A 20,822-nucleotide genomic window follows, 5' to 3' on the forward strand; every position below is an offset into this window, starting at 1 on the left:
AAATCTTGCTGCCGCAGCTTCCGTAATGCGCCGCAAAAAACGTTTTATTTTTTTAATGTGCCGGGCCGGTCGCATCCGGCGCCATCGCGCAGCGAAAAAAGAAGCTCCGGCGGTCCTTCGAAGCCGCGCCGGAGCTTTTTCTTGACAGTGGGGCTACTGAGCGCCTTCGAGAATGATCCTGCCGCTCGGATCGTGTGGTCCGTCCTCGGTCAGCTGACGCGGATAGTGTCGCATGACGTCGCGCGGCGTCGCGCTCAAGGCTTCATCGCGCCCGTGTTCGCGCACCGCGTCGCCCCAAACCTCTCGGAAATTATAGTGCCGCTCATATGCGAAGGCCGAGCCCGCGGAGAGTGCGACCCCGAGCGCCGCAGCGGCAAAGACGAGTTTAAAGGACATCGTATTCTCCATCCCGAATTGCGCTTGCGGGCGGGATGCCCGGGCGCCCCTGTGGAGAACAGAATCTTTCATCTGTTTGTCATAATAAAGTGTAAGCTACTTCACCCTTCTGACGCCTGTGTGCGATGCAGCAATCATGCCGTCTCGCTGATCCATCGATAAAACAAATGCGCGCCGCTCAGAGAGCGACGCGCACAAAAACGCTAGACGGCGATAAGGCTTAGGCCTTGCCCGCCGGGGCGTGAGGGACGCCTTCTTTGTCGAGCAAAGCGACGAGTTCGCCGCTCTGGAACATTTCCTTGGCGATATCGCAGCCGCCGATGAATTCATTCTTGACGTAGAGCTGCGGGATCGTCGGCCAATTGGAATAGGCTTTGATGCCGTCGCGTATCGCGCCGTCGGCGAGCACGTTGACCGCCTTGTAAGGCACGCCGAGGTGGTTGAGGATCTGCACCACCTGCATGGAGAAGCCACATTGCGGCGCCTGCGGCGTGCCCTTCATGAAGAGCACGACGTCAGAGGATTCAATTTCGCTTTTGATGCGGGAGTTGGCGTCTTCGGACATTGTCATTTGCCTTTCTTGCGGCGTTCAAGGCGCCGGTTGAGGAGAGAGATTAGGGCGCGCGCGTCGTCAGCTGCAGCGCATGCAATTCGCCGCCGAGCCGGTCGCCGAACGCGGCGTTGACCATCTGGTGCTGCTTGACGCGGGTGAGGCCGCGGAAGCTTTCGGAGACGACCGTGGCCGCCCAATGATCGTCATCGTTGACGAGCGCGGTCAGCTCCACCTGCGCGTCGGGTATGGCGGACTTGATGAGACGCTCGATTTCAGCGGAGGGCATGGGCATTTTATGACACCTGTGTCGAGAAAGCGCACGAAAGCGCGTTGTCATCTCCGGCCATGAAGGCCGGCAGCGGGGCTTCATGCGCCTTGCGCAGCTCGGTCAGCAATATCGGCGCCTCGCCGGGCAGGATCAAGGCGTCGCCGCCGACGCGGCCGATCGCCAGAATGGGCACGCCCGCCCCCGCGCCCGCTCGGACCACCTCGGCGGCGTCTTCGCCCTGCCGGACGGTGACGAGATAGCGCGCCTGGTCTTCTCCAAACAGCGTCGCGTGTCCAGAACCCGACGGGAGCGCCGCGATTTCCGCTCCCCTATCGCCCGCGAGCGCCATTTCCGCCAGCGCGACGGCGAGACCGCCGTCCGAGAGATCATGCGCCGCGCTGACGCGCCCGGATAGAATCAGTCCCCGAACGAAGTCGCCGTTCCGGCGCTCGGCGGCAAGATCCACGGGCGGCGGGGCGCCATCCGTGCGTCCGCAAAGGTCATGCGCATAGGCTGACTGGCCGAGCCAGCCCTTCGTCTCGCCGATCAGCAGGATCGCCTCGCCCTCTCTGGCGAAGCCGGTTTGCGCCGCCTTGGCGACGTCGGCGATGAGTCCGACCCCGCCGATCGCCGGGGTGGGCAGAATGCCGGCGCCCTGCGTCTCGTTGTAGAGCGAGACATTCCCGGAAACGATGGGGAAATCCAGCGCCCGCGCGGCTTCGCCGATCCCCTCCAGGCAGCCGACGAACTGGCCCATGTATTCTGGCCGCTCGGGATTGCCGAAATTGAGATTGTCGGTGAGCGCCAGCGGCGTCGCGCCGCGCACGGTGATGTTGCGCCAGCTTTCCGCGACCGCCTGCTTGCCGCCTTCGTATGGATCTGCGGCGCAATAGCGCGCCGTGACGTCGGTGGTGAGCGCCAGACCTTTCGGTCCCTCCTCCACCCTGACCACGGCGGCGTCGCCGCCCGGCGGCCGCACGCTATTGCCGAGAATGAGGTGATCATACTGCTCCCAGACCCAGCGCTTCGAGCAGAGATTCGGCGTCGCCAGCAGTTTCAGCAGCGCTTCACGGTTCGACAGGGGCGGTTTGATAGACGCCGCGTCAAGCGCCGGCTGTTTCGGCGTTTGGATCCAGGGCCGATCATAGACCGGAGCCTCGTCGCCCAATTCCTTGATCGGCAGATCGACCTTCACCTCGCCCCTGTGCTTGACGACGAAGCGCAGCGTGTCGGTCGTCCTGCCGATGATCGCGAAGTCGAGCCCCCATTTTTTGAAAATCGCCTCGGCCTGCGCTTCAAGTTCGGGCTTGAGAACCATGAGCATGCGCTCCTGGCTCTCCGACAGCATCATTTCATAGGCGGTCATGCCCTCATCGCGGCAGGGAACGGCGTCGAGGTCGAGTTCGATGCCGAGATTGCCCTTGGCGCCCATCTCCACCGCCGAAGATGTCAGCCCCGCCGCGCCCATATCCTGGATGGCGATGACCGCGCCCGACGCCATGAGCTCCAGGCAAGCCTCGAGCAGCAGCTTTTCCGAAAAAGGATCGCCGACCTGCACGGTGGGGCGCTTTTCCTCCGCGTCCTCCTCGAAGGACGCCGAAGCCATGGTGGCGCCGTGGATGCCGTCGCGGCCGGTCTTGGAGCCAAGATAAACGATCGGATTCCCGACGCCGGCGGCGGCCGAGTAGAAGATCGAGTCTGTGCGGGCAAGCCCGACCGCCATGGCGTTGACGAGAATATTGCCGTCGTAGGAGGCGTCGAATTCCGTCGAGCCGCCAACCGTCGGCACGCCGAAACTGTTGCCATAGCCGCCGACGCCGGCGACGACCCCGGCGACGAGCCGCCGCGTCTTGGGATGCGACGGGCGACCGAAGCGCAGCAGGTTCAAGCAGGCGATCGGCCGCGCCCCCATCGTGAACACGTCGCGGAGGATGCCGCCGACGCCCGTCGCCGCGCCTTGATAGGGTTCGATAAAGGAGGGGTGGTTGTGACTCTCCATCTTGAAGACGCAGGCGTCGCCATCGCCGATGTCGATCACGCCGGCGTTCTCGCCCGGACCGCGAATCACCCAAGGGGCTTTGGTCGGAAGCTTGCGCAGATGCACGCGCGACGACTTGTAGGAACAGTGTTCGTTCCACATCGCCGAAAATATGCCGAGTTCGGTGAAGCTCGGCGTGCGGCTGATGAGCGTCAGGATGCGCGCATATTCATCGGGCTTGAGGCCATGAGCGGCGGCGAGCTCCGGCGTAACGGCGGGTTCGGTCGCGCTCACTTAACCTCGCATTGACGTGAAAATCTCGACGCCTCTTCGCGCGTCTTCGCCGCGCTGCGGCGGCGCAAGGATTACTGTGCGCCGTCTGGCGCGGCAAGCCGCGCACACGCCCAAAATCGCATCTAATACGCTGTGCACGGCAGCGCCTGCAGCAAAGCTATGTTCGCTATCCCACATGAATCTCAGGGGAATGTTGCCCGATAGCCACAGCGGCCAAGAATGAGCATGCCACAGCCTAATTTTGCATCAGACTTAGTTGCATTACCAAAAATTTATAGCAACGTGAATGGGACTTCGGCGCCTTCGTCGTCGACCGTCTACCGCAGAATTTAATCCGGGGGTTCCGATGAAGAATTTTGTTCGCGGCGCGCTAGCCGCTCTTGTGGTCGGGAGCGTGGGCGCCGCCGCCCAGGCCGCCGACCTGCCCAGCTATAAGGCGCCGCCGCCGCCGCCGCCGCCCGCGTTCACCTGGACGGGCCTCTACGGGGGCGTCAACATCGGTTACGCCTTCGGCGACAACAGCCGGGAGACGGGCGGCCTGGGCTATCTTACCGGCATTCCGGTTGTCGGAGCGGCTCCAGTCACCTTAGCGCCGTTTGGCTCCACCTGGAGCGTCGGGCAAAATCTGCACGGGATCGCCGGCGGCGCGCAGCTCGGCTACAATTATCAGTTCAACCCGTGGCTCGTCCTCGGCGCCGAGGCCGACATCCAGGCCACCGATGCGGTCTCCCACAGCAGGACGGCCATTGGGCTCGCCGATGCGACCGGAACCCACCTGCAGACGATGAATTCGACGAAGAACGTCGATTGGTTCGGCACTGTGCGCGGCCGGGTCGGCTTTACCCTTCCGTCCATGCCAAATCTAATGGTCTTCGGCACGGGCGGTTTCGCCTATGGCCAAGTCGTCAACAATGTTGGGTTCGGCGATGTGTTCCCCGCTCAGGGATTGAGCGCCATCGGCAATGGCTATTACGACAACACCAAGGTCGGCTGGACCGCGGGCGGCGGCATCGAATGGTCGCCCTCGATGTTCCCCTCTTGGTCGCTCAAGGCCGAATATCTTTATGTCGATCTCGGCTCGACGACCGCCAATTCCGTGCCGCTCAACGCTTTGCCTGGCGTCGCCGCGGGGATTCCGGTCTTCGCCGCGACCCACAACTCGCCGACGCGCTTTCAGGTCGTTCGCGCGGGCATCAACTGGCACTTCGATCCCTTCGCGGTTGTAGCGCCTTCGAGCGCGAGCGGCGCTCTACCCTCCGTCAAGGGACCGCCGCCCGCCTTCGTGGATAGCTACCAGCCCTTCCAGGTGCGCCTGAAGGTTGCCGGCGTCATTCCGCTCAACGGCCATGGCACGGTCTACGACTCGGGTTCCGGATATCCCGGCTTGGGCTCCATCGGCGTGGGCACGGGCCTGACTGGCTATAATGGCGTCATTGCCGGCGCGAGCACCAATACCTCGTCTGCCATCATCCCGATGCTTGACGTGGCCTATTACCTCACCAAGAACTGGGCGATCGAAGCGATCTGCTGCGTTGCGCCGCATCACATCCAGGGCACCGGCACAATTTCCAGCGACTTCGCCCGCGCCTGGCTGTTCCCGCCATCCATCATGGCGCAATATCACTTCACCAACATCGGCGCTTTCCAGCCCTATGTCGGCGTCGGCGTGAACTTCACCACCTTCTGGAATACCCGCGTCAACAACGACACCTGGTCGATTCCTTTCGCCCCCGGATCGCCGCTTGCCGGCGCGCAAGGAGTCCTCGCCAACTTCCAATACGCCACGGTCGCGCCGTCCTGGGGGCCGGTCGGACAGATCGGCTTCGATTACATGCTGAACGACCATTGGGGCGTGAACGTCGACTTCAAATATATCGGCCTGCACCCGATGGTTCACTCCACCGTCGTCTCGTTCGCGCCGGTCGCGGGGGCGGGGCTTAGCGCGATCTACATCCCGGTTAAGGTGTCTCTGCCGATCAATCCGGTCGTCATCTCGGCGGGCCTCACCTATCGCTTCGGCGGCAGCCTGCTGTCGCCGCTGTTCTAAGGCTAGCCGTCACGTGAAACCGGCCCTTGGGTCGGTTTCCGATACAAAAACCCCCGGCGCGAGCCGGGGGTTTTTTTATTCATCAGGGCGTCGCTGAGACGGCGCGCCAACAGCGATCGAGGAAAGCCGCGCTGCGCGTGGCGGAGCGCCATTGGCGCAGAAGACGGCGCCATCTATTCTGACCACGCCGACGCAGCTTGACGTCGACGTTGTGACCAAGAGGAAAGCTATTGGGTCAGCAGCCGACAAATCGAGTCGAGTTGCTCCAATGATTCGTAGCGAATCCGAAGTTCGCCGCTTTCACCCTCGGAACGAAGTTCGACACGCATGCCGAGCGCATCGCTCAAGGTCTTTTCGATCGCGCGCGTATCGGCGTCCTTGACGGAATTCCTGGCGGAACGCGGCGAATGTCTCGACGCCCCAGTCTCCTCGGCGTGATCCTTCGCCAATCGCTCGACGTCGCGAACCGTCAATCCCTTTTCGACAATGCGGCGCGCCACCGCGCTGGGGTCCGCCACGGCGAGAAGCGCGCGTGCGTGGCCGGCAGAAATCGCGCCCTCGCCCACGAGCCGTTTCGCGTCCTCCGGCAAAGCGAGCAGGCGAATCGTATTGGCGATGTGCGACCGGCTCTTGCCGATGATTTTCGCGATTTCGCCGTGGGAATATCCAAACTCGGCGCCGAGCCGCTCATAGCCCTTCGCCTCCTCGATGGCGTTGAGGTCGGCGCGCTGCACATTCTCGATGATCGCGAGTTCGAGCGCTTCCTTGTCGTTCGCCTCATGAATGACGACCGGCACGTCGGAAAGACCGGCCATCTGCGCCGCGCGCCAGCGCCGCTCTCCCGCGATGATTTCATAGGCGTCGGCGACGCCGACGATGACGCGCACGATGATGGGCTGGATCACGCCCTTCTCGCGGATCGACGCGGTCAGTTCGGCAAGATCCTCCTCGCGAAAGGAGATACGCGGATTGCGCGGATTCGGGCGCAAGAACTCGATCGGCGCCGTTCGCGGACCGCGCGGCCGCTCTACCGGAGCGGCGTCCGCGGCGGCGTCGCCGAGAAGCGCCGCCAATCCCCGGCCCAGCCGGCGCCGCGAGTCATCCGCCATCTTGAAGGCTCCTTCGTTGGTTCTAAGACCGCTTGGCTTTGCTGCTTGATCTTGGGCTGCTTGATCTTGGGCTGCTTGATCTTGGGCTGCTTGACGCTTAGGCCGCGCGCAACCGCTTCTCGCGCTGGATCACTTCCGAGGCGAGCTTCAGATAGGCCTGACTGCCCGCGCATTTGAGGTCATAGAGCAGCACCGGCTTGCCATGTGAAGGCGCCTCCGAGACCCTGACGTTGCGCGGGATCATCGTCTGATAGACCTTCTCGCCCATGAAACGACGCACGTCGGCGACGACCTGATTGGCGAGATTGTTTCGGGGGTCATACATCGTCAGAACGACGCCGTGGATCGACAACTTTTGGTTGAGAGTCTGCCGAACCTGTTCGACAGTTGAAAGGAGCTGAGACAGACCTTCCAGCGCGAAAAATTCGCACTGCAGCGGCACAACGACGGCGTCGCTGCTCGCTAACGCATTGATAGTCAATAGGTTTAGCGATGGCGGGCAATCGATCAGAATATAGCTGTAGCGCCGTTCATCATCGTGATCGGCCGCCAGCTCGGCAAAGGCGCGCTTCAACCTATAGGCGCGATCCTTGTCATTGGCGATCTCAAGCTCGACGCCGAGCAAATCCAGAGTCGACGGCGCGATCGAGAGCCGCGGCACGGCCGTGGCGATGATCGCATCGGCGAGGCTCGATTCGCCGAGCAGCACGTCATAGGTGGAAATCGTTCGTTGGTGACGGTCGACGCCAAGGCCGGTCGACGCATTGCCTTGCGGATCGAGGTCGATGACCAGAACTTCCTCACCGACCGCCGCCAGCGCCGTGCCGAGATTGATGGCGGTGGTTGTCTTGCCCACGCCGCCCTTTTGATTGGCCAGCACAAAAATGCGCGGCGAAGAGGAAGCGGTCACGATGGGGAAACCTTGTGCTTGACGACGACGACTCGCGCGCCCTTGCGGGTGCGGCTGTCCGCCGATTCGCAGCTCAAGCTACCGAGCGCCTCAACCGCGGTCAATTCGTCTCGCCACTCTTCCCCCTTTAAAAACACCCCAACAGCGCCTTTTTGTAGCGGCGCCTCGGCAAGCTGCACGAGACGGGAGAGCGGCGCGAGGGCGCGTGCGCTAACGCCGCCGACTTCGGCGGCGTGATTGGGCAGAACGCTTTCGATCCGCGCCGCATGAATGACCACCGGCGCTCCTGTTTCACGTGAAACAGCGCGGAGGAATCCAGCCTTGCGCTGGTCACTTTCAATCAGGTGCACGACGACATCCGGCATCGACTTCAACAAGAGCGCCGTCACCAGCCCGGGAAAGCCTGCGCCGGACCCCAGGTCCGCCCAACATCGGATGTGAGGCGCGGCCGCGTAAACCTGCGCCGAATCGGCGAAGTGCCGCAACCAAATTTCGTCGAGCGTCGCCGAGGAGACGAGATTGATCTTCGCCTGCCAGCGCCGCAGCAGCGACTCATAGATCTCAAGCTCGGCTACGATCGCTTTAAGTTCCGGGAAGAGTTCGAGGGCCTCTTCCCGGCAAGATCTGTCTCTCACGCGCGGCGCGCCCGCGCCGCCAGCAGCGTCAACGCCGAAGGCGTCATGCCGTCGATCCGCTGCGCCTGGCCGATGGTGCGCGGCCGCAGATAGCTCAATTTTCCGCGCAATTCCGCCGAAAGTCCGGCGATCGCCGCATAATCCAACCCATCCGGCAGCGCCAGGCGCTCGTCGCGTCGATACGCGTCGATATCGGCCTGCTGGCGGTCGAGATAGACGGCGTAGCCGGCCTCGGTCTCCAGTCGCTCGGCAGTATCGGCGTCAATTCCGCTCAACTCGGGCCAGATCGACGCCAGGCGATCCAGCGTGATGTCCGGAAAGGACAGCAGCGCATAGGCGCTGCGGCGCAGCCCGTCCTGATTGACCGGCAGACCGTGCCGGCGCGCCGCCGCAGAGGTCAATTCCCGCGTTTGCACCATGGTTCGCGCAGCTTCGAGGCGGGCAGCGCGGGCTGAGTGATGGGACGCTCGATCAGCGCCGACGCAGCCGATCTCTAGGCCCCGCGGCGTTAGGCGCTCGTCGGCGTTGTCGGCGCGCAGCGACAGGCGATATTCGGCGCGCGAGGTGAACATGCGGTAAGGCTCGCTGACCCCCCGGGTGACGAGATCGTCGATCATCACGCCGAGATAGGCTTCCGCGCGATCGAAGACGATTTCGGCCGTTCCGGCGGCGTAGCGCGCCGCATTGATCCCGGCGAGCAGCCCTTGTGCGGCGGCTTCCTCATATCCCGTCGTGCCATTGATCTGCCCGGCGAAGAAAAGACCGCGAAAACGCTTGGTTTCGAGGGTCGCCGAGAGTTCGCGCGGATCGACATAATCATATTCGATCGCATAGCCCGGCCGCAGAATACGGGTCTCCTCTAGCCCAGGAATGGCGTTGATGAAGGCCTGCTGAGTCGTCAGCGGCAGCGAGGTCGAAATGCCGTTCGGATAGACAGTGTCGTCGTCGAGCCCTTCGGGTTCGAGAAAAATCTGATGGGCGTCGCGATCGGCGAAGCGCGTCACCTTGTCCTCGATCGAGGGGCAATAGCGCGGTCCGGGGCCGGAGATGGCCCCCGTGCGCATTGGCGAGCGATGCAGATCGTCGAGTATGATCCGATGCGCGGCAGGCGTCGTGCGCGTGACGCCGCAGGCGATCTGGCGGTTCGCGATCGCCGTCGTCAGATAGGAGAAGGGTTCGGGCGTCGAATCGCCCCATTGGACTTCGAGAGCGTCCCAGCGGATCGTGCGGCCGTCGAGCCGCGGCGGTGTGCCGGTCTTGAGCCGCGCGACCGCAAAACCGGCCGCCCGCAACCGTCGGCTTAAGCCGTTGGAAGGCGCATCGCCCATCCGTCCAGCGGGCGTGCGCTCATCGCCGATATGGATCACCCCGCCGAGAAATGTGCCGGTGGCGATGACGACGGACGCGGCGCTGATCTGGCCCTCGGCGGTGACGACGCCGCGAATAGTTTGGCCCTCCATCAGCAGATCTTCGACGGAGGCTTCGACGATCGCCAGATTTTTCGTCTCATTCAGCGCGGCCTGCATCGCCGCGCGATAGAGCTTGCGGTCGGCCTGGGCGCGGGGACCGCGCACCGCCGGGCCCTTGGAGCGGTTGAGCACGCGGAACTGGATGCCGGCGGCGTCAGCGACCCGTCCCATCAGTCCATCCAGCGCATCGATCTCCCGTACCAGCTGGCCCTTACCGAGCCCGCCGATCGCCGGATTGCAGGACATTTCGCCAATTTTTGCGCGGCTCTGGGTCACCAGCGCCGTGTGCGCGCCAAGACGCGCCGCTACAGCCGCAGCCTCACAGCCGGCGTGGCCGCCGCCGATCACAATGACGTCGAATTGCTTCATAGCGGAATTCATGGCTTGGCCTGTTTCACGTGAAACATATCATTTGCCGATACAGAAACGCGAGAAAACCGCATCGAGAATTTCTTCGACGTCGACGGCGCCGACAATCCGCCCGAGCGCGGCGCTGGCGCGGCGCAACTCCTCGGCCTGAAGCTCGAGCGCCTCGCCTCCAGCTAGGACAATGTCAATGCTTTCAACGGCTTGCTCCAGCGCGCGACGATGCCTTTCTCGCACGATCAGCGACGACGCCCCGTCACCCAATCGCGCCCGGGCGCGCGCTTCAATCGCTGCCGCCAACGTCTCCAACCCCTCGCCGCTCAAAGCGCAGACGCCGATCGCGCCTTGCGGCGCCGGCGCCAGATCGGTTTTGGTCGCAACGCGGATTGTCTCGACGTCGTGCGCCGGCGGCGCCTCCGCAGAATCCGACAGCCACAGCGCCAGGTCGGCGGTTTCGACCCGCGCCAGCGTCCGGTCGACGCCGATCCGCTCGATCGCGTCGGCCGCCTCGCGCAGTCCCGCCGTGTCGATCAACGTGACGGGCAAACCGCCAATATCGAGATGCGCCTCGATCATGTCGCGCGTGGTGCCGGGGATCGGCGAGACGATTACGAGATCGCGCCGGGTCAGCGCGTTGATCAGCGTCGATTTGCCGACGTTCGGCCGCCCGAGAATCATGACGACGAACCCGTCGCGCATGCGCTCCGAGGCTGGCGCGAGCCGCAGCGCCGCGCGCATGTCCTCGGCGAGCGGCGAAAGCAGCGCGCCAAGCCGCGCCGACGAAAACACCCCCACATCCGCCTCGTCGCTGAAGTCGAGCTCGGCCTCGACAAGCGCCAGCGACTCGACCAGCGCCGTACGCCAGCCCTCGACCTTCCGGCGCAACGCGCCGCCCGCCACCCGCAGCGCCTGTCGCCGCTGCGCCTCGGTCTGCGCGTCGACGAGATCGGCCAGCGCTTCCGCCTGAGAGAGATCGAGCTTGCCATTGGCGAAGCTGCGGCGCGCGAATTCACCGGGTTCGGCCGGCCGCACGCCAGGCAGCCGATGCAAAGCGGCGAGCGCGCCCTCGACGACCGCCCGGCCGCCATGGAGCTGCAGCTCGGCGTAATCCTCCCCCGTTGACGACGCGGGACCGGGAAAGAACAGCGCAATCCCCCGATCAAGCATTTCCCCGGTCTGGGGATCGCGCAGAACCGCAAAACTCGCCTGCCGCGGCGCCGGGAGCTTGCCGGCGAGCGCCTCGACCGCCTCCCCGGCCCCCGGCCCCGAAATCCGGATGACGGCGATGGCGGCGCGCCCTGCGCCGGTGCCGAGCGCGAAGATCGTGTCATCCGCCGTCACGGCGCGGCTGCCTGGGGTCGGCGCGGCGCCGATACGGAGCTTCCCAGCAGCCGCTCGCGATAAATCTTGCGAAACGCCAGGGTCGGCGCGTCGGTGCGCACGGACGCCTCCTCGGCCGCCGGCGGAGCCACAGGCGGCAGAGAGGATTCAACAATCGCCTGATCCTCGCGGGCGATCCTGCGGTTCATCCAGCGGAAGGCGAAATCAAACAGCGGCGCACGCGCAAAGCTACGCACGGTCAGCAGCCAGAGTCGTGTCGTCTCCTCGTCTTCGGGAATGCAGGCGACCATGAGCCGAAAAATCTTCCCCGGCGGATCGATGAAGAGCTCCATCACATTGGGGAAGCGGTAATCCATATTGCCGGCGCGGGGCGCGCCGTCGACGCTCGCGCAAATGCGCCCGCCGTAGGGCTGTGGCTCGAACGCCATCTCTAGCCTGCCAGCGCCGACATATTTGGAAAGATCGCGCCCGATCGTGCTGCGGTGCACAAAAGGCAGATGCGGACTGTCAAGCATGTTTTCCATGACCCGCGTCCAATGCGCCTTCCAGACCACCGATTGGGCGCACAGCGTGACGCCCTGCGGCGCCATAAGCGTTTGAGATAGCGAAGGTTCTTCGATGGAATCGACGCCCGTGTAGAGCCACAACAGACCGCCGGACTCGCTGCACGGCAGCGCCACGGCGCTCAAGTTTTCGCGTTTTGCGTCTGGATTCCAGGGGACGTGGCAGTTACGGCCCGCGCCGTCGAAGCGCCAGCCGTGGAAGGGACATTCGATGACGCCCGTCTCGACTCGCCCGAGCGAGAGCGCGACGCCGCGATGCGGACATCGATCGACGAGGGCGCAGGCCTTGCCGCCCGCGTCCCGGAAGAAGACGACACGCTCGCCGGCGACGCGCATCGCCAGCGGCGTGTCGCGCTTCAGATCGCACGCCAGGCCGACGATCGTCCACACATTGGCGAAATCCTTGAACATGCGCGCCGCTTATTTCCTTCGCCGCTGGAATTCGCAAGGACTGTCCGGCACAAAGACATATGCGAACGCGAGCAATATGTCGCCGGCTCAACGGCTCGGACGCGGGGTGCTTTCAGGCATTGCGACTCGAGAGCTTTACATTGGAGCCCCGCGCCTTTCGCTTCGCGCCGGAAGATGAAGCCCATATCGCGCCAGACGCGGTCGCCGCACGCCTTCAGCGCGACTTTGTCATCGGCGCGTTCATCGCAGACGACTCGCAATTGATTGGCGTTGGCGGACTCGCTTGGAGCGACGGCGTGAAGACGCGCCACAAAGCGCTGCTATACGGCATGTATGTGAAAGCCGCAGAGCGCGGAACAGGCGCCGCCGACGCGATCATGAAAAGACTGATCGACGAGGCGCGCGGCAAGGTCGAGATCGTCACGCTTACCGTCGTCTCGACGAATTTTCGCGCGCTGCGTTTCTATGAGCGATGGGGATTTCGCGCCTATGGCGTCGAAGAGCGCTCAGCGAAAAACGGCGACGGCGATTATCTCGACGAAACGCTGATGGCGCTTCGTTTCAACGAATAAAACAGGCGGCAAGAACGGGCCGATGACTCGGCCGAAGTCTTATCGCCGTTACGTATTCATCGAATCGAAGAAGCCCAGATTGTTCTTCGTCTCGCGCAGCTTTCCGAGCAGGAATTCGATCGCGTCGACCGTGCCCATCGGATTGAGGATACGGCGCAGAACGTACATCTTCTTGAGGATGTCGGGCGCGACGAGCAGCTCTTCCTTGCGGGTGCCGGAGCGGGTGATGTCCAGCGCCGGGAAAATCCGCTTGTCGGAAACCTTGCGGTCGAGAATGATCTCGCTGTTGCCGGTGCCCTTGAACTCTTCGAAGATGACTTCGTCCATGCGCGAGCCCGTGTCGATCAAGGCCGTCGCGATGATCGTCAGCGAGCCGCCTTCCTCGATATTGCGCGCCGCGCCGAAGAAGCGCTTGGGCCGCTGCAGCGCGTTGGCGTCGACGCCGCCGGTCAGCACCTTGCCGGACGACGGCACCACGGTGTTGTAGGCGCGCCCGAGCCGCGTGATCGAATCGAGCAGGATCACCACGTCGCGGCCGTGTTCGACGAGACGCTTCGCCTTCTCGATCACCATTTCCGCGACCTGCACGTGGCGCACCGCCGGCTCGTCGAAGGTCGAGGAGACGACCTCGCCCTTCACCGAGCGCTGCATGTCGGTGACTTCCTCAGGCCGCTCGTCGATGAGCAGCACGATGAGATAGCACTCGGGGTGATTGGTCGTGATCGACTGCGCGATATTCTGCAGGAGCACGGTCTTGCCGGTGCGCGGCGGCGCCACGACCAGCGCGCGCTGCCCTTTGCCGATCGGCGCGACGAGATCGATGATGCGCGACGAGAGATCCTTGCGGGTCGGGTCCTCGATCTCGAGCTTGAGGCGCTCGTCCGGATAGAGCGGCGTCAGATTGTCGAAGGGCACCTTGTGGCGCACCTTCTCGGGATCTTCGAAATTGATGCTGTTAACCTTTAAGAGCGCGAAATAGCGTTCGCCCTCTTTGGGGCTTCGGATCATGCCCTCGACTGTGTCGCCGGTGCGCAGGCCGAACTTTCGGATCTGCGAGGGCGAGACGTAAATGTCGTCGGGACCGGCGAGATAATTCGCGTCGGGCGACCGCAGAAAGCCGAAGCCGTCCTGCAGCACTTCGACGACGCCGACGCCGACGATTTCGACGTCGCGACTCGCGAATTGTTTCAGAATCGCGAAGAGGAGTTCCTGTTTGCGCAGGAGAGAGGCGTTCTCGACTTCGTGCTCTTCGGCAAAAGCGAGGAGTTCGGCGGCGGACTTAGCCTTCAAGTCCGAAAGTTTTATTTCCCGCATTCAGGAGGAACCTTGGGTATTACTGGCGCGCAGATGGAAACGAGCCGGAGAGAAGAGGTGGGGCGGGGGAGACGGCCTTCGGGGAGCGCCGGCGAAAATCCGGCGATGCCGCTACAAGCAGACACGGGCCTCAGAGGGATATGGCTCACTTAGACAATTTCCAGACATGAATCAAGAGTTCCGTTAAAGCGGTCTTAACGCGCCGGCCGGGCTCGCGCCGCTGGCGCAGCCGGACTGAGGCGCCGCATAATCTTTTCCCCTTTGCTCATCTCACCCCCTCTTTTTGCTCACGGGACTTCAGATGGCCGCCATCAATCTCGCTCGCTATCCGGTTCGACTGGACGGCGAAAGCGCCGACGTCGGCGACGCCGAGGAGCTCGTCGTCCTTCTCGACGTGCTCAACGGCCGCCGCGACCGGGAGGTTCTCACGCAGCTGCGCCCGCATTTGCCGCAAATCATTCGCAAGCCTTCGGACCTGCCGCTGCTGATGCGCGAACTCGGTCGCGACGACCAGATCTTCCTCGTCGAGGCGATGAGCGATTCCTTGGCCGACGCTCTGCAGACCGCGCGTCACCTGCGCGAGTTGCTGGCGACGATCGCGGAGCCGCAAGTCAGATTGAGCGTCATCGACACTCTTGGCGGACCAGGATTGCGCAAGCTTATCGTCACCGCGCGGGACCTTTCAGGCGCTTTGGAATGGACCTATGCGCAACGCAGCCGGCGGCTTCTTGAACTTCTCGGCGCCGATTATTTGCGTCGCCTCATCCGCCATGGCGACGATCTGGCGCTCGCGTTAAACGCGCTCGCCGAAGACGCTCAACGCGCGCTGCTCGACAGCATCGGATTCGCACGCGTCGCGGAGTTGACGCGCAACGCGCGCGATCTGGCGCTGCTGCTGCGCGCGCTCCCGCCCACCATCAGCGCGACTCTGCTTGATCAATTCGATCGCCAACAGCTTGTGGAGATCATCGTCGACCGTAGGGCGTGGATTTACCTCTACGATCGGATTAGGCCCGACGAGGCCATCCAGTTGCTCGCCAAGCTCGGAGCGGACAATGCCGTATGAACCATCGCGTATTTCGCGCCGCAACTCGCAAGACGTCGGTTCGCTTGCGCGGCTTCGCGGCAGCAGACGCCGGATGATTGACGCGCATCTTCACGTCGTCGATTTCGTCCAGGAGACGCCAGGCGGACCGGCGCTCCTCGATCACATGGATCGCGCCAATGTCGATAAGGCGGTGATCTTCGGACTGCCGGTGCGCAAGCTATGGAACGAATATGACCGCGAGCCGCCGGACTATTATCTCGCCAATGACGCGCACTGCTATTATTACGCCTATACGGACGTCATCGTCGCCGAGATGGTGCGCGCGCTGCCCGCAGAGCATCAGAGCCGACTCTATCCGCTGATCTGCGGCTTCAATCCAGTCGATCGCTACGCCATTCGTCACGTCGAGCGGCTATATGAGCAATATCCCGACGTGTGGAGCGGCATTGGCGAAATGCTGTTGCGCCACGATGATCTCACCGCCTTCACCTTCGGCGAAAACGCGCGCGCCAATCATCGCGCGCTCTACCCGATCTACGAATTTGCAGCACACTACGACCTTCCGGTGCTGTTGCATCAAAACGTCACGGCCGTTTCGAAAGGCGATCATCCCGTCTATCTCTTCGAACTCGAAGAGGCGCTGCGCGAATTTCCGCGCACGCGCTTCATCTTCGCGCATTGCGGCATGTCGCGGCGGGTGAATGCGCCCTTCTATTATCAGATGGTCGAGCGGCTGCTCGATCAATATCCAAATGTCTGCGTCGATTATTCATGGGTCATCTACGACGTCGCCATCTGCCCTGACTGCGCGCCGGACGAAAATTGGCTGGCGCTCACCGAACGTCATAGCGAGCGCATTTGTTTGGGCTCCGACCTCGTCGCCAAATTCGAGCGCTTGGGACCAGAACTCCAACGCTACGACGTTTTTCTCGACCAGCTGAGCGACAAGGCCTGCGCGGATCTCTGCTGGCGAACCGCAGAGCGCATCTATGGCGCCAACAAGGGCAAGGTGAATCGCGCCGCGCGGCCGATCGCGCCCGACTGGGATAAGATCATCGCCTAGAGCGCTTCCCGATCACATGAACTCATGTGATCGATAAGGAATCGCTCAAAATCGAAATATTGGAGCAGGTTCTCATCGAAAAAGTCTGTCAACTTTTTCGGAACCTGCTCGAGAATCAGAACGGCTTGACGATCACCAGAATGACGACGCCGATCATTAGCAGGGTCGGCAGTTCATTGAAGATGCGATAGTAGCGCGGCGAATGAACATTGGCGTCTGCCGCGAAACGGCGCATCAGCGCGCCGTCATGAATATGCGCGGCGGTTAGCAGCACGACGAGCGTCGCTTTCGCATGAAACCATCCTGACGACAGCGCGCCGCCCTCGATCGCCAGATAGATTCCCGTCATCCAGGCGACGAGCATCGCCGGCGTCATGATGTAGCGATACAGCCGCCGCTCCATGATCTTGAACGTCTCGGAGAGCGCTCGCTCGCCCGCGCTGGCATGGTAGACGAAGAGACGCGGCAGATAGAGAAGCCCCGCCATCCACGAGATGATGGCGATCACATGCAGCGCTTTGATCCAGAGGTACATGTCAGCCGGCCCCCCTAACGCGCGCGACAAGCCGCTCGACATTTTCGATCGGCGTCTGCTGCAAGATGCCGTGACCCAGATTGAAGATATGCGGACGGCCTTCGAAGGCGGCGAGAATCGAATCGACTTCGCGGTCGAGCGCTTCTCCGCCCGCGACAAGCACGAGCGGATCGAGATTGCCTTGCAGCGGCACATTCGATTCGGTTTGCGCAACGGCCCATGCGGGATCGAGCGCCGTATCGATGCCGTAAGCATCCGCGCCGATCATCTGCGTAAGCTTGGGCAGATGCGCGTCGGCGCCGCGTATGAAGGCGATCACTGGAATCTGCGGATGGCGCGCCTTGACGCCTTCAACGATCCGCCGGACCGGCGCCGCCGACCAGCGCTGAAATTCATTTGCCGGCAAGACGCCGGCCCAGCTGTCGAAGATCTGCACGACCTCCACGCCAACCTCGATCTGGCGCGCAAGATAGTCGATTGACGCCTCAACGACGCGATCGATCAGCTGCGCGAAAGCATCGGGATGACGATAGGCGAACAGACGCGCCGGCGCCTGATCGGGAGTGCCCTGCCCCGCGATCATATAGCTCACGACCGTGAACGGCGCCCCGCAAAAGCCGATGAAGGCGACGTCCGACGGCAGCGCCGTCTTTACAAGATCAATCGTCTCGAACACCGGCGAAAGATGCTCGATCTTGAATGCGCCGAGCCGCTGCGCCTGCTCCGGCGTTTCGATCGGCTCCAGCCGCGGCCCCGAGCCGCTCTCGAAGGAAACCCGTTGGCCCATGGCGTCGGGCACCACAAGAATGTCGGAGAACAAAATCGCTGCGTCGAAGTGAAAGCGCCGGATCGGCTGCAGCGTCACGTCGGCCGCCTTCTGCGGCGAATAGCAGAAATCCAGAAAGCTTTTCGTCGTCGCCCGAACGTCGCGATATTCGGGAAGGTAACGGCCCGCTTGACGCATCAGCCAGAGCGGCGGAACGCTCCGCACCTGTCTGCGCAGAACCGAAAGAAGCGCCTTCTCGTCCGCCATCGCGTTCGCTCCGTCTGTCGTCCTCGACAAGCGGGGTAGCGCGAAACGCCATTAAAACAAAATTCATTTTAATAAGAATTGATTCTTCAGTTGTATCGCGTAGCGGACAAAAGTTAATTTTCATTAACCAGTCGCCCACAGGCGAGCCGCGAAGACCCGGTCGTGGGGGCCGTAGCGGGAAAAATTCAGACAGCGAATGGAATCATGGACGTATCGCTCGTTCTCGGCGCAAGTGATTGTGGATGGCCTGTGAATCCCTCCTGTACCGGCGTCGGCGCGAATCCCATCGACAGCGCTTCTCCTGTTGAGCGTTTGGGGACTCTATGCCCGCTAACCGAAGCGGAGCATTTTTTGACAGCGGTTTATCCCCGCTCTTCGGCTTTCGCGGGAGGGCTGTGGACGTGACCGCAAGGCCAATATCGACTTTCTGGCGCGAATCGGCGCCGCTGATTCTCGCCTCGAAAAGCGCCGGCCGGCGGCAGGCGCTGTTGCATTCGGGCGTTCCTTTCGAGTCGATTCCGGCGGATGTCGACGAACGGGCGATCGAATCGCGGCTCGACGGCGCCGACGCCGACGCAATCGCCCTAGCGTTGGCGCGCGCCAAGGCGCTCGCCGTTTCCGTTGACGGACGGCTCGTGCTCGGCGCCGATCAAGTGGCAAGCTGCGAAGGCAGAATTTTCGGCAAGCCGGCGGATATGGGGGAAGCCGAAACGCTCCTGCGGTTCCTCTCCGGCCGCCGGCACCGCCTGCATTCGGCGATCGCTCTCTCTCGCGACGGCGCCGTCGTCTTTGCGACGGTCGGCGTCGCCGACCTCACCATGCGGGCGCTGAGCGAGGACTTCATCGCCGCTTATCTGGCGGCTGTCGGTGAGAATGCGCTGACTTCGGCCGGCGCCTATCAGATTGAAGGCCTGGGCGCGCAACTCTTCTCCAAGGTCGAAGGCGATTACTGGACCATCATGGGGCTTCCGCTGCTGGAGCTCCTCGAGGCGCTTCGGCGCGAGGGGGCGCTCCTTTCGTGACACAGCCAAAGATGCTGCGCGTGGGGCTGACCGGCTCGATCGGCATGGGCAAGTCGACGACGGCCGACATGTTTCGCGCCGAAGGCGTCGCGGTTCTCGATTCCGATCAGCTCGTGCATGACCTCTATAGAGGACCGGCGGCGGCCGAGATTGAGCACGCGTTTCCCGGCGTCGTCGTGAATGGCGTCGTCGACCGTCCGCGGCTCGCCGCCCGCGTTCTTGACGATCCCGCGGCGCTCAAGCGCCTGGAAGCGATCGTGCATCCGATGGTGTGGGCGGCGCGCGACGCTCTGATCGAAGAACGTAAAAATCAGGGCGACCGCATCGTCGTTTTCGACATACCGCTGCTGTTCGAAACCGGCGCTGAAAAGGACTTCGACGTCATCGTCGTCGTCACCGCGCCGGAAGATGTGCAAAAGGCGCGCGTTCTTGCCCGGGAAGGCATGACGGCGGAGAAATTTGCGTCCATTCTGTCGAAGCAGACGCCTGATTCAGAAAAGCGCGCCCGCGCCGATTTCGTGGTCCATACCGACCAGGGTCTGGACGCAGCGCGCAAAGAGGTGCGAAACATTGTGAAAGCGCTTGAAGCGCGACTCGGGTGAAAAATGCGGGAGATCGTTCTCGATACTGAAACGACGGGGCTCGATCCGTCTAGCGGCCATCGCGTCGTCGAAATCGGCGCGGTCGAGATTTCCAATCTCATCCCGACAGGCAGGCATTTCCACTGCTACGTCGATCCACAGCGCGACATGCCGGACGAAGCCTTCCGGGTGCATGGCCTCTCTCGCGAATTTCTCGCGCAGCACAAGATCTTCAAGGAAATCGCCGCCGAATTTCTCGACTTTATCGAGGATGCGCCGCTGGTGATTCACAACGCCGAATTTGATACGCGCTTTCTCAACGCCGAATTCGCGCTCATGAATTTGCCGCCGCTGGGCGGCGGCCGCATCATCGACACGCTCGCCATGGCGCGCCGCCGCCATCCTGGGGGCCCCAATTCTCTCGACGCCTTGTGTCAGCGCTACGCCATCGATCTCTCGCGGCGCGAGAAACACGGCGCCCTGCTCGACGCCAATCTCCTGGCCGAGGTCTACGCCGAGCTTTGCGGCGGACGGCAGTCGGCGCTGTCGCTGCAGACCGTTCAGGCGGTGCGCATCGCCGCCTTGAACGATCTGTTGCGCCGTCGCCCCGAGCCGCTCGCGCCGCGGTTAAGCGCGGCCGAAGAGACGGCGCACTCTGTCTTTGTCGGGACGATGAAAGCGCCGATCTGGGATCGCTATCTCGCAAGCGACGAAGACGCAGCGGCGCCGAGCGCCACTGGCTAATTCGCCTGAGCGCCGCTCTGGACGCCCGCTTCGGCGGCCTTTTGCTGATAGAGCGCGACGAAGTCGATCGGATCGATATAGAGCGGCGGATAACCGCCCTTGCTCGTCGCGTCGGCCACAAGCTGGCGCACGAAGGGAAACAGCATACGCGGGCATTCGATCATCACGATCGGATGCACCTGCTCTTCGGGAATGTTCAACAGTCGGAACACGCCGCCATATTCAAGGTCGAGCTTGAAGAGGAGTCCGTCTCCCTCGCCCGCCTTGCAGTCGAGCATCAGACTGACTTCGAAGTCGGTCGGCGCCAGCTGTTTGGCGTTGACGTTGACTTGAATCGAGATGTTTGGCGCCTTCTCCTGCGCGCCGAGCGAACGCGGCGCGTTGGGATTCTCGAAGGAGAAATCCTTCAAATATTGAGCAAGCGAATTGAGGGCCGGAGCGCCGCCCGGCGCTCCTTGCGCGCCGTTGCCATTGGTGTCGGTCATGTAGGATCTCCAGCAAAGCCGTTGTCATGAGAATTCGCGCCCGCCTAACACGTCTGTCAGAAGCGAACAAGGCGCGCCCCCGGTT

General features: G+C 62.9%; 21 protein-coding genes. 7 read left to right on the plus strand and 14 right to left on the minus strand.

The window, feature by feature from the left end; translation table 11 throughout:
• Positions 1–153: 153 nt before the first annotated feature.
• From EHO51_RS14530 to purL, 4 genes are all read right to left on the minus strand, one after another.
• On the minus strand, positions 154–396 hold the full coding sequence (locus EHO51_RS14530; RefSeq protein WP_239753691.1) for a hypothetical protein: 243 nt from the start codon (positions 394–396) through the stop codon (positions 154–156).
• A 220-nt stretch (positions 397–616) separates the two neighbouring features.
• Complete coding sequence (grxD, locus tag EHO51_RS14535) at positions 617–961, minus strand: Grx4 family monothiol glutaredoxin (RefSeq protein WP_124739485.1); 345 nt, start codon at positions 959–961, stop codon at positions 617–619.
• 49 nt (positions 962–1,010) lie between these two features.
• The gene (locus tag EHO51_RS14540) at positions 1,011–1,241 is read right to left on the minus strand and encodes a BolA/IbaG family iron-sulfur metabolism protein (RefSeq protein ID WP_026222654.1); all 231 of its coding nucleotides are present in this window, start codon (positions 1,239–1,241) and stop codon (positions 1,011–1,013) included.
• A 1-nt stretch (position 1,242) separates the two neighbouring features.
• Positions 1,243–3,489, minus strand: a complete 2,247-nt coding sequence (purL, locus tag EHO51_RS14545) for a phosphoribosylformylglycinamidine synthase subunit PurL (RefSeq protein ID WP_124739486.1) — start codon at positions 3,487–3,489, stop codon at positions 1,243–1,245.
• Positions 3,490–3,835: 346 nt separating this feature from the next.
• Between purL and EHO51_RS14550 the strand changes: the two genes are divergently transcribed.
• Positions 3,836–5,536, plus strand: coding sequence for an OmpW family outer membrane protein (locus tag EHO51_RS14550; RefSeq protein ID WP_124739487.1), 1,701 nt, complete (start codon positions 3,836–3,838; stop codon positions 5,534–5,536).
• Between the two features lie 227 nt (positions 5,537–5,763).
• Here EHO51_RS14550 and EHO51_RS14555 read toward each other — a convergent pair whose 3' ends face one another.
• From EHO51_RS14555 to EHO51_RS14580, 6 genes are all read right to left on the minus strand, one after another.
• The gene (locus EHO51_RS14555) at positions 5,764–6,645 is read right to left on the minus strand and encodes a ParB/RepB/Spo0J family partition protein (protein WP_124739488.1); all 882 of its coding nucleotides are present in this window, start codon (positions 6,643–6,645) and stop codon (positions 5,764–5,766) included.
• Positions 6,646–6,742: 97 nt separating this feature from the next.
• Positions 6,743–7,555: a ParA family protein gene (locus tag EHO51_RS14560; protein WP_124739489.1), complete on the minus strand. Its 813-nt coding sequence runs from the start codon at positions 7,553–7,555 to the stop codon at positions 6,743–6,745.
• Positions 7,552–8,190, minus strand: coding sequence for a 16S rRNA (guanine(527)-N(7))-methyltransferase RsmG (gene rsmG, locus EHO51_RS14565; RefSeq protein WP_124739490.1), 639 nt, complete (start codon positions 8,188–8,190; stop codon positions 7,552–7,554). The genes EHO51_RS14560 and rsmG overlap by 4 nt, the downstream gene beginning before the upstream one ends.
• Positions 8,187–10,040: a tRNA uridine-5-carboxymethylaminomethyl(34) synthesis enzyme MnmG gene (mnmG, locus tag EHO51_RS14570; RefSeq protein WP_124739491.1), complete on the minus strand. Its 1,854-nt coding sequence runs from the start codon at positions 10,038–10,040 to the stop codon at positions 8,187–8,189. Before mnmG ends, rsmG begins: the two co-directional genes overlap by 4 nt.
• Before the next feature lie 27 nt (positions 10,041–10,067).
• Positions 10,068–11,366: a tRNA uridine-5-carboxymethylaminomethyl(34) synthesis GTPase MnmE gene (gene mnmE, locus EHO51_RS14575; protein WP_124739492.1), complete on the minus strand. Its 1,299-nt coding sequence runs from the start codon at positions 11,364–11,366 to the stop codon at positions 10,068–10,070.
• Positions 11,363–12,340: an aromatic ring-hydroxylating oxygenase subunit alpha gene (locus tag EHO51_RS14580; protein WP_124739493.1), complete on the minus strand. Its 978-nt coding sequence runs from the start codon at positions 12,338–12,340 to the stop codon at positions 11,363–11,365. Before EHO51_RS14580 ends, mnmE begins: the two co-directional genes overlap by 4 nt.
• Positions 12,341–12,480: 140 nt before the next feature.
• On the opposite strand from EHO51_RS14580, the gene EHO51_RS14585 reads away from it, so the two are divergent.
• Positions 12,481–12,912, plus strand: a complete 432-nt coding sequence (locus EHO51_RS14585) for a GNAT family N-acetyltransferase (protein ID WP_245434613.1) — start codon at positions 12,481–12,483, stop codon at positions 12,910–12,912.
• A gap of 48 nt (positions 12,913–12,960) precedes the next feature.
• On the opposite strand, the gene rho is transcribed toward EHO51_RS14585, so the two are convergent.
• Positions 12,961–14,226 carry a transcription termination factor Rho gene (rho, locus tag EHO51_RS14590; protein WP_018406432.1) on the minus strand — a complete coding sequence of 422 codons (1,266 nt, stop codon included), beginning with the start codon at positions 14,224–14,226 and terminating at the stop codon, positions 12,961–12,963.
• A gap of 301 nt (positions 14,227–14,527) precedes the next feature.
• On the opposite strand from rho, the gene EHO51_RS14595 reads away from it, so the two are divergent.
• Both EHO51_RS14595 and EHO51_RS14600 read left to right on the plus strand, forming a co-directional pair.
• Entirely contained in the window at positions 14,528–15,292 is a 765-nt protein-coding gene (locus EHO51_RS14595) for a hypothetical protein (RefSeq protein WP_124739495.1), read from the plus strand.
• Complete coding sequence (locus EHO51_RS14600; RefSeq protein ID WP_124739496.1) at positions 15,282–16,337, plus strand: amidohydrolase family protein; 1,056 nt, start codon at positions 15,282–15,284, stop codon at positions 16,335–16,337. The genes EHO51_RS14595 and EHO51_RS14600 overlap by 11 nt, the downstream gene beginning before the upstream one ends.
• 115 nt (positions 16,338–16,452) lie before the next feature.
• Here EHO51_RS14600 and hemJ read toward each other — a convergent pair whose 3' ends face one another.
• Both hemJ and hemE read right to left on the minus strand, forming a co-directional pair.
• Positions 16,453–16,872, minus strand: coding sequence for a protoporphyrinogen oxidase HemJ (gene hemJ / locus EHO51_RS14605; protein ID WP_124739497.1), 420 nt, complete (start codon positions 16,870–16,872; stop codon positions 16,453–16,455).
• Between the two features lies 1 nt (position 16,873).
• Positions 16,874–17,905: a uroporphyrinogen decarboxylase gene (gene hemE / locus EHO51_RS14610; RefSeq protein ID WP_124739498.1), complete on the minus strand. Its 1,032-nt coding sequence runs from the start codon at positions 17,903–17,905 to the stop codon at positions 16,874–16,876.
• Between the two features lie 401 nt (positions 17,906–18,306).
• On the opposite strand from hemE, the gene EHO51_RS14615 reads away from it, so the two are divergent.
• From EHO51_RS14615 to dnaQ, 3 genes are read left to right on the plus strand one after another with little or no spacing between them, the layout of a single operon-like run.
• Positions 18,307–18,927: a Maf family protein gene (locus EHO51_RS14615; protein WP_432431910.1), complete on the plus strand. Its 621-nt coding sequence runs from the start codon at positions 18,307–18,309 to the stop codon at positions 18,925–18,927.
• A gap of 11 nt (positions 18,928–18,938) precedes the next feature.
• A complete protein-coding gene (gene coaE, locus EHO51_RS14620; protein WP_124740177.1) occupies positions 18,939–19,529 on the plus strand; it encodes a dephospho-CoA kinase in 591 nt (196 codons plus the stop codon).
• A 3-nt stretch (positions 19,530–19,532) separates the two neighbouring features.
• Positions 19,533–20,252, plus strand: coding sequence for a DNA polymerase III subunit epsilon (gene dnaQ / locus EHO51_RS14625; protein WP_124739500.1), 720 nt, complete (start codon positions 19,533–19,535; stop codon positions 20,250–20,252).
• On the opposite strand, the gene secB is transcribed toward dnaQ, so the two are convergent.
• Positions 20,249–20,737, minus strand: a complete 489-nt coding sequence (secB, locus tag EHO51_RS14630; protein WP_018406440.1) for a protein-export chaperone SecB — start codon at positions 20,735–20,737, stop codon at positions 20,249–20,251. The two genes, dnaQ and secB, sit on opposite strands and share 4 nt — an antisense overlap.
• Positions 20,738–20,822 lie beyond the last annotated feature (85 nt).

Source organism: Methylocystis rosea, assembly GCF_003855495.1.
GTDB classification, from domain to species: Bacteria; Pseudomonadota; Alphaproteobacteria; order Rhizobiales; family Beijerinckiaceae; genus Methylocystis; species Methylocystis rosea_A.